General features: G+C 71.3%; 12 protein-coding genes. 8 read left to right on the plus strand and 4 right to left on the minus strand.

Going from position 1 to position 14,022, the window contains the following annotated elements; all coding sequences use genetic code 11:
• Positions 1-3 precede the first annotated feature (3 nt).
• Genes paaA through paaE form a run of 5 tightly spaced genes read left to right on the plus strand, consistent with a single transcriptional unit; the run spans position 4 to position 3,798 of the window.
• On the plus strand, positions 4-957 hold the full coding sequence (gene paaA / locus DL519_RS06845; RefSeq protein WP_190823807.1) for a 1,2-phenylacetyl-CoA epoxidase subunit PaaA: 954 nt from the start codon (positions 4-6) through the stop codon (positions 955-957).
• Entirely contained in the window at positions 954-1,265 is a 312-nt protein-coding gene (gene paaB, locus DL519_RS06850) for a 1,2-phenylacetyl-CoA epoxidase subunit PaaB (RefSeq protein ID WP_190813360.1), read from the plus strand. The genes paaA and paaB overlap by 4 nt, the downstream gene beginning before the upstream one ends.
• A 10-nt stretch (positions 1,266-1,275) precedes the next feature.
• Positions 1,276-2,166, plus strand: coding sequence for a 1,2-phenylacetyl-CoA epoxidase subunit PaaC (gene paaC, locus DL519_RS06855; RefSeq protein ID WP_190813361.1), 891 nt, complete (start codon positions 1,276-1,278; stop codon positions 2,164-2,166).
• On the plus strand, positions 2,160-2,678 hold the full coding sequence (gene paaD / locus DL519_RS06860; RefSeq protein ID WP_190813362.1) for a 1,2-phenylacetyl-CoA epoxidase subunit PaaD: 519 nt from the start codon (positions 2,160-2,162) through the stop codon (positions 2,676-2,678). Before paaC ends, paaD begins: the two co-directional genes overlap by 7 nt.
• Position 2,679: 1 nt before the next feature.
• Positions 2,680-3,798, plus strand: coding sequence for a 1,2-phenylacetyl-CoA epoxidase subunit PaaE (gene paaE, locus DL519_RS06865; RefSeq protein WP_190813363.1), 1,119 nt, complete (start codon positions 2,680-2,682; stop codon positions 3,796-3,798).
• A 4-nt stretch (positions 3,799-3,802) separates the two neighbouring features.
• Here paaE and ku read toward each other — a convergent pair whose 3' ends face one another.
• From ku to DL519_RS06885, 4 genes are all read right to left on the minus strand, one after another.
• Positions 3,803-4,768, minus strand: coding sequence for a non-homologous end joining protein Ku (gene ku / locus DL519_RS06870; RefSeq protein WP_190813364.1), 966 nt, complete (start codon positions 4,766-4,768; stop codon positions 3,803-3,805).
• An 81-nt stretch (positions 4,769-4,849) separates the two neighbouring features.
• On the minus strand, positions 4,850-6,670 hold the full coding sequence (gene selB, locus DL519_RS06875; RefSeq protein ID WP_190813365.1) for a selenocysteine-specific translation elongation factor: 1,821 nt from the start codon (positions 6,668-6,670) through the stop codon (positions 4,850-4,852).
• A complete protein-coding gene (gene selA, locus DL519_RS06880; RefSeq protein WP_190823808.1) occupies positions 6,670-7,959 on the minus strand; it encodes an L-seryl-tRNA(Sec) selenium transferase in 1,290 nt (429 codons plus the stop codon). The genes selB and selA overlap by 1 nt, the downstream gene beginning before the upstream one ends.
• A 140-nt stretch (positions 7,960-8,099) precedes the next feature.
• The gene (locus DL519_RS06885) at positions 8,100-8,762 is read right to left on the minus strand and encodes a TetR/AcrR family transcriptional regulator (protein WP_190813366.1); all 663 of its coding nucleotides are present in this window, start codon (positions 8,760-8,762) and stop codon (positions 8,100-8,102) included.
• Positions 8,763-8,931: 169 nt separating this feature from the next.
• Here DL519_RS06885 and fdh point away from each other — a divergent pair, with 169 nt between their 5' ends.
• From fdh to nrfD, 3 genes are read left to right on the plus strand one after another with little or no spacing between them, the layout of a single operon-like run.
• Positions 8,932-12,207 (plus strand): formate dehydrogenase, encoded by a 3,276-nt coding sequence (fdh, locus tag DL519_RS06895; protein ID WP_223838518.1) that lies wholly within the window; start codon positions 8,932-8,934, stop codon positions 12,205-12,207.
• Positions 12,208-12,211: 4 nt separating this feature from the next.
• Complete coding sequence (locus DL519_RS06900; RefSeq protein WP_190813368.1) at positions 12,212-13,081, plus strand: 4Fe-4S dicluster domain-containing protein; 870 nt, start codon at positions 12,212-12,214, stop codon at positions 13,079-13,081.
• Complete coding sequence (gene nrfD / locus DL519_RS06905) at positions 13,078-13,989, plus strand: NrfD/PsrC family molybdoenzyme membrane anchor subunit (protein WP_223838519.1); 912 nt, start codon at positions 13,078-13,080, stop codon at positions 13,987-13,989. Before DL519_RS06900 ends, nrfD begins: the two co-directional genes overlap by 4 nt.
• Positions 13,990-14,022 lie beyond the last annotated feature (33 nt).

The following is a 14,022-nucleotide window of genomic DNA, read 5'->3' on the forward strand; positions in this document are numbered from 1 at the left end:
ACGGTGGACCGGCTCGACGACGCCGAGCTGCAGCAGCACTTCGACGAGCGGATCGTGCACGACCAGCGCATCGAGCCGCGGGACTGGATGCCCGAGGGCTACCGCAAGACCCTGGTGCGGCAGATCGCCCAGCACGCGCACTCCGAGATCATCGGCATGCAGCCGGAGGGCAACTGGCTGACCCGCGCCCCGAGCCTGCGACGCAAGGCGATCCTGATCGCGAAGGTGCAGGACGAGGCGGGGCACGGGCTCTACCTGTACTCCGCGGCCGAAACTCTCGGGGTGGACCGTTCGGAGCTGACCGAGAAGCTCATCGAGCGGCGGCAGAAGTACTCGTCGATCTTCAACTACCCGACGCTGACCTTCGCCGACATCGGCGTCATCGGGTGGCTGGTCGACGGGGCGGCGATCTGCAACCAGGTGCCGCTGTGCCGCAGCTCCTTCGGTCCTTACGCGCGGGCCATGGTGCGGATCTGCAAGGAGGAATCGTTCCACCAGCGGCAGGGCTACGAGCTGCTGATGACGATGATGCGCGGCACCGCGGAGCAGCGGGAGATGGTGCAGGACGCGACGAACCGCTGGTGGTGGCCGTCGCTGATGATGTTCGGCCCACCGGACGGCGACTCGCCCAACACCCAGCAGTCCATGGCGTGGCGAATCAAGCGGCACACCAACGACGAGCTCCGGCAGAAGTTCGTCGACATGACCGTGCCGCAGGCCGAGGCGCTCGGCGTCACGCTGCCCGACCCGGCGCTGCGCTGGAACGACGAGCGCGGGCACTACGACTTCGGCGAGCCGGACTGGTCCGAGTTCAAGCGGGTCATCGCCGGCAACGGGCCCTGCAACGAGGAGCGGCTGGCCCGGCGCCGGGCCGCGCACGAGGAAGGGCAGTGGGTGCGCGACGCGGCAGCGGCCCACGCCGCCAAGCAGGCCCTACGGGAGGAGGTCGCGCGATGAGTTCGGACGCCGAGACCGGTGCACCGCGGTCCTCGTGGCCGCTGTTCGAGGTTTTCGTCCGAGGCAAGCGGGGTCTGAACCACGTGCACGTGGGCTCGCTGCACGCCGCGGACGAGCAGATGGCGCTGCACAACGCCCGCAACCTCTACACCCGCCGCAACGAGGGCGTGAGCATCTGGGTGGTCCGAGCGGACACGATCACCGCGTCCAGCCCGGACGAGAAGGACCCGTTCTTTGCACCCAGCGGCGACAAGGTGTACAGGCACCCGACGTTCTACCGGATCCCCGACAACGTTCCGCACATTTGAGGTCACCCCAATGTCGTTCGACAACGCCTACCAGGCGCTGACCGCCGCGGAGCCCGACGGCGAGTCCCGCTGGGCCTTCGGCACCGGCTTCGACGATCCGCTGTCCGGAGTGGACACCGCGCTGCCGGACGGCGTGGACGGCGTCGCGTTCGCCCGGTACTGCCTGATGCTCGGCGACGACGCGCTGATCGCCTCGCAACGGCTGACCGAGTGGGTCACCTACGCGCCGGAGCTGGAGGACGAGCTGGCGCTGGCCAACATCGCGCTCGACCTGCTGGGCCAGGCGCGGCTGCTGCTGGCCCGCGCCGGGCAGGCCGACGGCAGCGGGCGCGGCGAGGACGAGCTGGCGTACTTCCGCGACGAGCGGGAGTTCCGCAACGTGCGGCTGGTCGAGCCGCCCAACGGCGACTTCGCGCACACCATCGCCCGGCTGCTGGTGTTCTCGACGTGGCGCCTCGCGCTGTTCGCCCGGCTCGCCGAATCGCGCGACCCGGTGCTGGCGGCGATCGCGGCCAAGGGGGTCAAGGAGTTGGCCTACCACCGCGAGTACACGGCACTGTGGATGGTCCGGCTCGGCGACGGCACCGAGGTGTCCCACGCGCGGATGCAGCAGGGGCTCGACGCGGTGTGGCCGCGGGTCGACGAACTGTTCGTGCCGAACGCGACCGACCGGGAGATGGTCGCGGCCGGCGTCGGCACCGACCCGGCGCAGGCTCGTGCCGAGTTCGACGACGTCCTGGAGCAGGTCGTCACGGCGGCCACCTTGCAGCGGCCCGAGGCGTCGGCGCTGGCCGGGGTGGCCGAGCAGACCGGCCGGGACGGCATCCACACCGAGCACCTGGGCTACCTGCTCGCGGAGATGCAGAGCCTGGCCCGAGCGCACCCGGAGGCGGGATGGTGACGAGCACGAAGCCGGACCTCCGGCACGCCCGGGCGGTTGCCGAGTCGGTCACCGACCCGGAGCTGCCGGTGCTGACGCTGGCCGACCTCGGGGTCCTGCGCGACGTCGAGCTCGCCGGGGACGGGAAGGTCGTCTTGTCGATCACACCCACCTACTCGGGCTGCCCAGCGATGCCCGAGATGCGCGCGGACCTCAGCAATCGGCTGAGCGAGGCCGGTTTCACCGACGTCGAGGTGCGCACCGTGCTGGACCCGCCGTGGACCACCGACTGGATCAGCCCGGCAGGGCGGCAGAAGCTCGCCGAGTACGGCATCGCCCCGCCGGGGGCTGCTCCGCAGCGTGCCGCCGGCCCGGTGCCGCTGACGCTGGCCCCGCCGCGGACCCGGGTCCGCTGCCCGCAGTGCGGTTCGCCGGACACCGAGCAGGTCTCGCAGTTCGGCGCGACCGCGTGCAAGGCGCTGCGCCGATGCCGCTCGTGCCACGAACCGTTTGAGCACATCAAGGAGATCTGACGTGGTCCGTCCCGCCCCCGTCGACCCACCCGCGGCCCCCGCACCGGCGCGGACCGGCCGTCGCCGCACGTCGTTCCACCCGCTGCGGGTCAGCCACGTGGAGCGGCTGTGCGAGGACGCGATCGCCGTCAGCTTCGACGTCCCACCGGAGCTCGCCGAGGATTTCGCCTTCAAGCCGGGCCAATCGCTGACGCTGCGCCGCCGGGTCGACGGCCGCGAGGAGCGCCGGTCGTACTCGATCTGCGCCCCGCACGGCGCAACACCCCGGATCGGCGTGCGCCACGTGCCGGGCGGGTTGTTCTCCAGCTGGCTGGTACAGGAGGTGCGGCCCGGCGACGAGGTCGAAGTGCTGCCGCCGACGGGCAGCTTCACCCCGGACCTGACCACGCCCGAGCGGCACGTGTGTATCGCCGCCGGATCGGGGATCACGCCCGTGCTGTCCATCGCGGCATCGGTGCTGCGCGAGACGGACGCGACCGTCACGTTGCTCTACGGCAACCGGCGCAGCGACACGGTGATGTTCGCCGACGAGCTCGCCGACCTGAAGGACCGCTACCCGACGCGGCTGGAGCTGGTGCACGTGCTTTCGCGGGAACCGCGCGAGTCGGAGCTGTTCACCGGCCGGTTGGACGCGACGAAGATCCGGGTGATGCTGTCCACAGTGGTCGACGCCGACTCGGTGGACCAGTGGTGGTTGTGCGGGCCGTTCGGCATGGTCAGCGACGCGCAGGACGTGCTGCGGGAAAGCGGCGTCGCGAACGGACGAATCCACCAGGAGCTGTTCTACGTCGAGGACGTGCCGCCGGAACCGGCGCGCCACGAGGAGCCGACGGTGGAGGGGCCGACGAGCGAGGTCACGGTGGTGCTCGACGGCCGTTCGACGCCGATGTCGCTGCCCCGCGACGTCCCGGTCCTGGACGCGGCCCAACGGGTCCGCCCCGACCTGCCGTTCGCCTGCAAGGGCGGCGTCTGCGGCACCTGCCGGGCGAAGGTCACCTGCGGCGAGGTCCGCATGCGCCGCAACTTCGCCCTGGAGGAATCGGAAGTGGCGGAAGGGTTCGTCCTCACCTGCCAATCGCTCCCGACCACCGACACGGTCACGGTCGACTTCGACGCCTGATGATTCAGGAGGCCTTGCGGGAGCGGCGGCCTTCGGTGCCGGTGGGCTTCTCCGTCGCCTCGGTGACCGCCTTCTCGAGTTCGGCCCGCTTCATCTTGGTGCGGCCCTTGATGCCCAGCCGCTTGGCCCGGTCGTCGAGCTCGGCCTTGCTCAGCTCAGACAGGTCCTCCTCGGACCGCGCGGGCTTGCGGCCCTTGCGCGCCTCGTCGACGCTGCGCCGCAGCGCCTCGGTCAGGTCGGTGACGTCCGTCGGCTTCGGCGGTGCCTCCGCCGCCTCCACCTCGCCGCCGCGCGCCTTCTCCGCCAGCAGGTCCTCGACCTTCGCGGTGTAGGTGTCCTCGTATTGCTCCGGTTCCCACGGCCCGCTCATCGACTCGATGATCGTGGTCGCCATCTGCAGTTCCTTCTCCGACGGCTTCGCCTGCTCGCCGTCCTCTCCGACCAGTTCGCTCGGATCGCGGACTTCGTCGGCGAAGAACAGGGTGTTCAGCGCAAGCACGTTGTCGTCGGCGCGCACCGCCGTGAGGTACTGCTTGCCCCGCAGCACGAAGGTCGCGATTCCCGCTTGGCTGGTTTCGTGCATCGCCCGGCGCAGCAGGTTGTAGGGCCGGAAGTGCTCCTTGCTGTTGGGGGCCAGCCAGTAGGTCTTCTGGAAGTGCACGGGGTCGATCTCGGTGATGTCGACGAAGGTGGTGATGTCGATGGTGCGGGAACGGCCGGGGGCGATCTCGTCGAGTTCGGACTGCTCGACGGTGATCACCCCGCCGTCGAACTCGCGGCCCTTGACGATGTCGTTGTAGCCGACTTCTTTGCTGGTGCGTTCGTTGACGCGCTTGTAGCGGATCCGGTCGGTGGTCCCGCGCTCGTACTGGTGGAACTGGATCGTGTGGTCCTCGGTCGCTGCGTAGAGTCCGACCGGGATGGTGACGAGGCCGAAGTTGATCGAGCCGGTCCAGATCTTCCGCGGCATGGCTGCCTCCCATCGCCCCGGCGCCCGAGCGCCACCGGTGTTCACCATGCGGTGGTGGGCGCAAGATCGCAGAACTCCTGCTCATCGCCGTGGCGTCGAGTCGCTCTCGGTATTTCCCGGAGCCGGGGGTGGAGAAACAATGCGATGGGTGCCGTCGGCCAGCCGTTGCGTCCGGCCGCGGCGAGCGAGCAGTTCCAGCAAGGGAACCGCAACGCGGCGCGACGTGTCCAGCGCCTGCCTGGCCTGGCTGAGCGTGAACGGCTCGGGCAGCTGCGCCAAGCGCGCAACGGCCGCTTGTTCGGCGTCCGGCAGGAGCACCAGGCCCGGGGCCAGGCGCAGTAGTGCGCCCGCGTGCGCGGCGGCGGCGATTTCCTTGTCGCCGGTTGCCAGTTCGGCGAGTTCGTCGGCGGTCGGGGCTTGGAACGGGTGGTCGATGAGCGCCCGCCGGATCGTCTCCACCGCGCGCTGCACGCGTTCGGGGAGCGGGGTTGGCCCCTTGTGCAGCCGTCCGTCCGACAGGGAGACACTGGCGGCTTCGGCGATCGGGGGCAGCAGAGCAGGATCGGGCAGGTCCAGGGCGCGGCGTGCGGCCTCGGTGGGCATGCCGGCTTCCAGCGGGTGCGTCTTGTGGTGCTGCGTCAGCAACTCGTCGAGGCGAGTGCCGAGTTCGTCGCGGTGCTCCTCGCCCAGCAGCCACCGCCCGGGCCCGGGCGGTGTGGCTCCCATCGCGCGAAGGTCGCCGGCGTGCATCAGGCCCCGTCGCCGCAGCTCGGCCGCCCCGTCGGGGCGGCCGTCCATGGTGTCCAGTTCGGCCGCTCGCGCGCGGGCCGCGCCGCGCCTGGTCAACTGCGGAGGGCGGACATCGAGCACCACGAGTCCCCCGCAGATGCGCCGACTTCCAGGATCCCGCAGCAGCGCTCGGTCGCCGATGCGGAGGGGTAGCGGGGTGCGCAACGCCAGCCGCGCCGTGTCATGGCCGAGCGGCCGGACGCGCGCCCCGACCGCCGCCGCTCCGATGTGCAGCACCAGGTCGCGGGGCAGCCGTGGTGTCGTGCCGGTTCCAACGGAAGTCGGCGAGGTCGCGCGGCGGATCCGGACGTCGAGGACATCGGTGGTCAGCCAGCGGTCCGGGGTCAGCAGCGCGTCGCCGCGCCGCACCTGGTCGAGGTCCACGCCGCGGAGGTTGACCGCCACTCGCGCCACAGCGCCGACCTGGTGTTCGGACGATCCGAGCGCCTGCAGGCCGCGGATCGTCACGTCCACGCCGGCGGGGTGCAGCTGGAGCCGGGCATCTTTGCGGAGGGTGCCTGCCGGAAGCGTGCCGGTCACGACCGTTCCAGCGCCGCGGATGGTGAACGCGCGGTCCACCCAGAGCCGCACATCGGCATCCCGGTCGGCTGCGGGCAGCCGGTGGATGAGCTCGTCGATCTGGTGCCGCAGCTCGCCCAAGCCGGCTCCGGTGCGGCCGCTGACGTGCACGGTCGGGATGTCGGCCAGCGTGGTCGCGCGGAGCCGGTCGCGGGCCTGTTCGGCGGCGGCACAGGGGGCGGCCAGGTCGCAGCGGGTCACGGCGAGCAGGCCATGCCGTACGCCGAGTGCGTTCAAGGCGTCCAGGTGCTCGTCGGACTGCGGCATCCAGCCCTCATCGGCTGCGACGACGAACAGCACCGCGGGCACCGGACCGATGCCGGCGAGCATGTTCGGCACGAAGCGCTCGTGGCCGGGCACGTCGACGAAGGCGGCGGTGCAGCCGTCGGGCAGCCGGGTCCACGCGAACCCGAGGTCGATGGTCAGGCCCCGGCGGCGTTCCTCCGCCCAGCGGTCCGGTTCCATGCCGGTGAGCTCGCGGATCAGCGTCGACTTGCCGTGATCCACGTGTCCGGCGGTGGCGATGACGTGCATCAGTCCACCGCCAGCACCGCGCGACGCAGGACGTCGTCGTGTTCGGGGGAGAGCGCGGCCAGGTCCAGCAGGCAGCGATCGCGTTCGGTGCGGGCGAGGACCGGCGGGCAGCCCCCGCGCAGGAGCTTCGCGAAACGTTCGGGGAGCACGACCGCCGCGCTGGGCAGCGCGAATTCGGGCGCGCCGCCACCGCCGACAGTCGCCTCGCTGCGTTGCACCGAGGCCGGGACGCCAGCCGCGTTGAGCGCATCCGCGAGCCGTTCGGCGCGGATCAGCAGTTGCGCCTGGCCTTGGCGCAGCCGCTGCGCGGTCGGCGTGCTCGGGCCGCGAAGGGTGGCTTCCAACGCGGCGAGGGTGAGCTTGTCGACGCGCAGCGCGCGGGCCAGCGGATGCCGCCGAAGCCGGTGCACGATCTCGGCGCTGCCCAGCAGCAGGCCCGCTTGCGGCCCGCCGAGCAGCTTGTCCCCGCTGGCGATGACCAGATCGGCTCCGTCGGCAAGTGTCGTGGTCGCGTCGGGTTCCTGCGGCAGGGCCGGATGCGGGTGCAGCAGTCCCGAACCGATGTCGACCACCACCGGCACCTCGAGTTCGCGCAGCGCGGAGACCGGGACGGCAGCGGTGAAGCCGCGGATCATGAAGTTCGAAGGGTGCACCTTGAGGACGAAGCCGGTGTCCGGGCCCAGCGCCGACCGGTAGTCGTCCAGCTGGACCCGGTTGGTGGTGCCGACCTCGCGCAGCCTCGCGCCCGTGGCGGTGAGGAGTTCGGGAATGCGGAATCCGTCGCCGATCTCGACCATTTCGCCGCGCGCCAACACGATTTCGCGGCCTTGGGCGAGTGCGGTCGCCGCGAGGGCGAGCGCTGCGGCACCGTTGTTGACCACGTGCGCGGCCTCCGCGCGCGGCACGGCGGCGAGCAGTGCCGCGATGGCGGCCGCACCACGCGGGCCCCGCCGGCCGGTGTGCAGGTCGAGTTCGACGTTCGTGGTTCCGGCGGCCTGCTGCAGGGCGTGGATAGCCGCGTCCGACAGCGGTGCGCGCCCGAGATTGGTGTGCAGCAGCACGCCGGTCGCGTTGAGCACCGGCCGAATGCTCGACGCGGAACCCGTCAGCGCGGCCAGGGTTTCGGGGACGACCCGATCCGGCTCGATCTCGCCGTTGCGGGCGCGCTCCTGCGCCAGGTGCACGGCCTGCTTGACCAGCCGGTGGCCCAGCCGCGCGGTCGCGGCGGCCACCTCGGGATCGGCCAGCACCCGGTCGGTGCCGGGCACACGCCGCCGCGGATCGGCCATGACCGGACTATAGGACTGTTCCCGGGCTCGTTTCGGGTGATCGCGATTTCGCGCAGTGGTGGCGGCGCCGGCCAGGGGCTGCCCGTGACCAGCAGGCGTCCACGACGCACGCAACACGGTCGACAAAGTATGCAAGGGACTCATCCCGCATCCTTGATCGCTGAACCGACCACGTCGGCGGCCTGCGCGAGGCCGCCCGCCGTCTCGTCGAGCACCTGGGCGAGGATCTCGCGCAGCGGCGTGCCGTCGGTGCAGACCAGCCAGCTGTGCATGGCCGAACCGAAGCAGCTCATCAGGATGATCGACCAGGCGACCGTGCGCGGGTCGTCGGTCCCGGTGCCCGACCGCTGCGCGACCAGGTCCGCCATGTCCTGGACCGAGCGCTGCTTGATGAGGTGCATCTCGTAGTCGCCGGCGTTCTCCAGGCTGTCGAGCAGCTCGGCGCGCATCAGGTGCTGCGCGCGGTCGAGCTCGGAGCGTTCGGCCGCGTCGAGCAGCGCCGCAGCCAGCGAGCGCATCGGGTGCTCGCCGGCGGGACGGGTGGCCAGCACCTCGCGCATCCGCTCCGCCTCCCGGTTCGGGTCGCCGAACAGGACGGCGTCCTTGCTTGGGAAGTGGCGGAAGAACGTGCGCGGGGCGATGTCGGCGGCCTCGGCGATCTGCTCCACCGTGGTGTGGGCGAAGCCCTGCTCGGCGAACAGCTTCAGGGCCGCCGCCTCGATGGCCGCGCGAGTGCGCATCGTCCGGCGGTGGCGGCGGTCCTGGGGTTCGGGAGCGGGATTGGGCGCCGCGGCTGCCGTCATACCTGCCAGATTCGTCCCAGCTCAGGCCCAGGTCAAGCGTGTTGCATGACAAATGTCAGTCCTGACACAACGTACCGAGGCAGCACGCGACCAGCGCTGAACTTGCATCATCTCGGCAACGGGTTTCCCCTGGAGACCGCGAGCCGCACTCTCCCAAGGAGAACGCGAGATGGTCGAGTGGTTGCGTTGGCCGGTGGTGCGCCAGCTGACCGGGACGGACCCGCTGGGCAGGGGCCTGGCTGCCCGGTCGCGGCGCACCGATGAGCGGCGGGCGCGCACCGAGGACGCGGACTCGGTGGTCCGGTCGGTGTGCCCGTACTGCGCGGTGGGCTGCGGCCAGCGGGTCTTCGCCCGGGACGGGGCTGTCACCCAGGTCGAGGGCGATCCCGATTCGCCGATCAGCCGCGGGCGGCTGTGCCCGAAGGGCTCGGCCAGCCGCGAACTGGTGACCTCGCCGCTGCGGCAGACGAAGGTCCGCTACCGGCGCCCGCACGGCACTGCGTGGGAGGACCTCGACCTCGACACTGCGTTGGACATGATCGCCGACCGGGTGCTGGCCACCCGGGCCGCCACCTGGCAGGACGCCGACGCCGATGGCCGGCCGCTGCGGCGCACGATGGGCATCGCGAGCCTCGGAGGAGCGACCCTCGACAACGAGGAGAACTACCTCATGAAGAAGCTCTACACCGCCCTCGGCGCGATCCAGGTGGAGAACCAGGCGCGCATTTGACACTCCTCCACGGTGCCCGGTCTGGGCACCTCGTTCGGGCGCGGCGGCGCCACAACGTTCCAGCAGGACCTCGCCAACGCGGACTGCATCCTCATCCAGGGGTCCAACATGGCCGAGGCGCACCCGGTCGGCTTCCAGTGGGTGATGGAGGCCAAGCGGCGCGGCGCCACGATCATCCACGTCGACCCGCGGTTCACCCGGACCTCGGCGCTGGCGCACCGGCACGTCGCGCTGCGCGCGGGCAGCGACATCGCGTTCCTCGGGGCGCTGATCAACTACGTGCTGACCAACGACGCCTACTTCCACGACTACGTGGCGACCTACACCAACGCCCCGATGATCGTCGGCGAGGACTTCCGCGACACCGAAGACCTCGACGGCGTGTTCTCCGGCTTCGACGCCGAAACCGGCACCTACGACACGGCGACCTGGCAGTACGAGGGAAGCACCGCGGTCCCGTCGGTCGGCAGCCACGGCCCGGAGAGCACGCCGCCCACGACCGCGCACGAACGCGAGCGCGACGCCAGCCGGCCGGAGCGCACCGGATCGGGCGGCCCGGTCTACCGCGGCCGCGCCGCCACCGACCCGACGCTGCAACACCCCCGCTGCGTTTTCCAGCTGCTCAAGCGGCATTACGCCCGCTACACGCCGGAAATGGTGGAGGAGGTGTGCGGGGTGCCGCGGGCGAACTTCCAGTGGGTCGCCGAGCAGCTGGTGGCCAACTCCGGCCGGGAGCGCACCACGGCCATCGCCTACGCGGTCGGCTGGACACACCACACCGTGGGCGTGCAGTACATCCGTGCCGCCTCGATCCTGCAGCTGCTGCTGGGCAACATCGGCCGGCCCGGCGGCGGAATCCTGGCCCTGCGCGGGCACGCCAGCATCCAGGGCTCCACGGACATCCCGACGCTGTTCAACCTGCTGCCCGGCTACATCCCGATGCCGCACGCGCACGTCGACTTCGACCTGGACACCTTCGTCGCGTCGGACGAACTCGCCCGCGGCTACTGGGGGAACATACGCTCCTACCTGGTCAGCCTGCTCAAGTCCTGGTGGGGAGAGCACGCCACGGCCGACAACGACTTCTGCTTCGACCGGCTGCCGCGGCTGACCGGCGACCACAGCACCTTCCAGACCGCGATCGACCAGATCGAAGGGCGTTGCAAGGGCTACTTCGTCGTCGGCGAGAACCCGGCCGTGGGCACCGCGAACGCCCGCCAGCAGCGGATGGGCCTGGCCAACCTGGACTGGCTCGTGGTACGCGACCTCAACCTGATCGAGACGGCCACCTTCTGGAAGGACGGCCCGGAGATCGAGACCGGGGAGATGCGCACCGAGGACATCGGCACCGAGGTGTTTTTCCTGCCCGCCGCCGCGCACACCGAGAAGGACGGCAGCTTCACCAACACCCAGCGGCTGCTGCAGTGGCACCACAAAGCCGTCCCGCCGCAAGGGGATCAGCGCAGCGACCTGTGGTTCTTCTACCACCTGGGGCGGCGGGTCCGGGAGAAGCTCGAACCGCAGGGCGAGCGGGACCGCGCGCTGCTGGAGCTGACCTGGGAATACCCGACCGAAGGCGACATCGACGAGCCGGACGCGGCAGCCGTGCTCCAGGAGATCAACGGCTTCGACGCCGACGGCAACCCGCTGTCGTCCTACACGCAGCTGCGCGCGGACGGTTCGACGCGCTGCGGCTGCTGGATCTACTGCGGAGTGTTCGCCGATGGGATCAACCAGTCGGCCAGGCGGCGCCCCGGCCGGGAGCAGTCGTGGGTCGCGCCCGAGTGGGGCTGGGCCTGGCCGGCCAACCGGCGGCTGCTCTACAACCGCGCGTCGGCGGATCCGGACGGCCGGCCGTGGAGCGAGCGCAAGGCCTACGTCTGGTGGGACGGCGAGCGCGGCGAGTGGACCGGCCACGACATCCCGGACTTCGACAGGGGCAAGCGCCCGGACTACGTGCCCACACCGGAGGCCACCGGCCCGGAGGGCATCGCGGGCACCGAGCCGTTCATCATGCAGAGCGACGGCCGGGGCTGGCTCTACGTCCCAGCCGGTCTGGTCGACGGTCCGCTGCCGGTGCACTACGAACCGCAGGAATCGCCGCTGCAGAACCGGATCCACGACGGCCAGCAGCGGAATCCGGCGCGGCAGGTGCACTCCCGGCCGGAGAACCGGTACCAGCCCAGCGGCGCCGAACGCGGCAGCGATGTCTTCCCGTACGTGTTCACCACGTTCCGGCTCACCGAGCACCACACCGCCGGCGGCATGAGCCGGTGGCTGGCCCACCTGTCGGAGCTGGCTCCGGCGATGTTCCTGGAGGTCTCCCCGGAACTGGCGGCCGAACGCGGGCTGCGCCACCTGGACTGGGCGAACGTGGTCACGGCCCGCAACGCGATCGAGGGCCGCGTCCTGGTGACCTCCCGGATGCGGCCGCTGCGCCACGGCGAGCGCACCATCCACCAGATCGGCATCCCGTGGCATTGGGGACCCAACGGGCTAACAGTCGGCGACGCCGCCAACGAGCTGATCAACGTGGCGCTGGACCCGAACGTGCACATCATGGAGACCAAGGCGGGCAGCTGCGACATCCGCCCGGGCCGCCGCCCGCGCGGCGCGGCGCTGATCCGCTACGTCGAGGAGTACCGCAGGCGCGCCGGGATCACCGAGCGCACCGGCACGGAGCACACCGACAGCCCGAGGGGCGGAGGGGAGTGAGGTCGTGGATTCGAACCGGTTGAGCGGCCCGCTGGCGGATCCGGCGGGGGAGGCGGGTTACCCGTCGGATCACCCCGACCGAGTCGGCTTCTTCACCGACACCAGCGTGTGCATCGGGTGCAAGGCGTGCGAGGTCGCTTGCAAGGAGTGGAACCTGCTGCCCGAGGACGGTCTCGACCTCACCGGGATGTCCTACGACAACACCGGCGCGCTCGGCGCGACGACCTGGCGGCACGTGGCCTTCGTGGAACAACACGGGTCCACTGGGTCCACTGTGGACCTGGGGATGCCGGGCATGGGCGAGGACCAGGTGCGCTGGCTGATGTCCTCGGACGTGTGCAAGCACTGCACGCACGCCGCATGCCTGGACGTCTGCCCGACGGGGGCGTTGATCCGCACCGAGTACGGGACGGTGCTGGTGCAGGACGACGTTTGCAACGGCTGCGGGTACTGCGTACCGGCCTGCCCGTACGGGGTGATCGACATCCGCCCAGACACCGGCGGCGCGGCCAAGTGCACGATGTGCCAGGACCGGTTGGGTGCCGGGCTCATGCCGGCCTGCGCCACGGCGTGCCCGACGGAATCCATCCAGTACGGTCCGCTCGACGAGCTCCGCGACCGCGCCGGGCAACGCGTCGCGGAACTGCACGACCAGGGCATCACCGAGGCCCGGCTCTACGGCCACGACCCGGCCGACGGGGTCGGCGGCGACGGTGCGTTCTTCCTGCTGCTGGACGAGCCCGAGGTGTACGGGCTGCCGCCGGACCCGGTCGTGACGACGCGCGATCTGCCCTCGATGTGGCGGCATGCGGCGGGTGCGGCGCTGACCGCGGCGGCGGTGATCGTCGGGTGCTTCGTCGGGGGCAAGCGGTGAAGCGCGGCGACCGGCTGATGGTGCCCGAGGCGGAGTTCCGGTCCTACTACGGCCGGCCGGTGCTAAAGCGGCCGGTGTGGAAGGTGCCGGACGTGCCCGCGTACCTCTACCTCGGCGGGCTGGCCGGGGCGTCGTCGACGATGGCGCTGTGCGCCGACCTCACCGGTCGTCGTCGGCTGGCCCGCTCCGGGAGGTTGGCCGCAGCGGTGGGGGCGACGGCCAGCGTCGGGGCGTTGATCCACGACCTCGGCCGCCCCGCGCGGTTCCTGAACATGCTGCGAGTGCTGAAGCCGACCTCGCCGCTGAGCGTCGGTTCCTGGATCCTGGCGCCGTTCTCGGCTTTGTCGGGTGCGGGCGCGGCCAGCGAGATCACCGGGCGGCTGCCTGCGCTGGGCCGGGCGGCGGCCACCACGGCCGGGGTGATCGCGCCCGCGATGACGACCTACACCGCGGTGCTGCTGGCCGATACGGCGGTGCCGGGCTGGCACGCGGCCTACCGCGAGCTGCCCTTCCTCTTCGCCGGGAGTGCGGTGTCGAGCGCGGGAGCGGTGGGCATGCTCGCCGCGCCGGCCGAATCGGGTCCGGCCCGCCGGATGGCCGTGGCCGGGGCGGCGCTGGAGTTCGCGGCGGGACGGAGCATGCACCAGCGGACCGGCTTGGTCGGCGAGGTGTACCGGCAGGGGCGCGCGGGCGCGGCGTGGCGGGCGGCCCGCGTGCTGACCGGCCTCGGCGCGGGCGCGGCGCTGTTCGCCGGCCGCAGCCGACCGGCGGTGATCGTCTCGGGGCTGTGCTTGACGGCCGGGGCCGTCGCGACGCGGTACGCGATCTTCGAAGCCGGGCGCGCCTCGGTCAGCGACCCCCGCTACACCGTCGTTCCCCAACGCGATCGCCTCGACGCACGCCGTTGACCTTTCTTTTCGTCTGATCGGGGCAAGGTCGAA

The organism is Saccharopolyspora pogona (assembly GCF_014697215.1).
Lineage (GTDB): Bacteria > Actinomycetota > Actinomycetes > Mycobacteriales > Pseudonocardiaceae > Saccharopolyspora > Saccharopolyspora hattusasensis.

Excerpts from the sequence above, each read along its gene's own strand:
- paaB (WP_190813360.1), top strand. The coding sequence starts at position 954 with ATGAGTTCGGACGCCGAGACCGGTGCACCGCGGTCCTCGTGGCCGCTG.
- paaC (WP_190813361.1), top strand. The coding sequence starts at position 1,276 with ATGTCGTTCGACAACGCCTACCAGGCGCTGACCGCCGCGGAGCCCGAC.
- paaD (WP_190813362.1), top strand. The coding sequence starts at position 2,160 with ATGGTGACGAGCACGAAGCCGGACCTCCGGCACGCCCGGGCGGTTGCC.
- ku (WP_190813364.1), bottom strand. The coding sequence starts at position 4,768 with ATGCCGCGGAAGATCTGGACCGGCTCGATCAACTTCGGCCTCGTCACC.
- selB (WP_190813365.1), bottom strand. The coding sequence starts at position 6,670 with ATGCACGTCATCGCCACCGCCGGACACGTGGATCACGGCAAGTCGACG.
- selA (WP_190823808.1), bottom strand. The coding sequence starts at position 7,959 with ATGGCCGATCCGCGGCGGCGTGTGCCCGGCACCGACCGGGTGCTGGCC.
- DL519_RS06885 (WP_190813366.1), bottom strand. The coding sequence starts at position 8,762 with ATGACGGCAGCCGCGGCGCCCAATCCCGCTCCCGAACCCCAGGACCGC.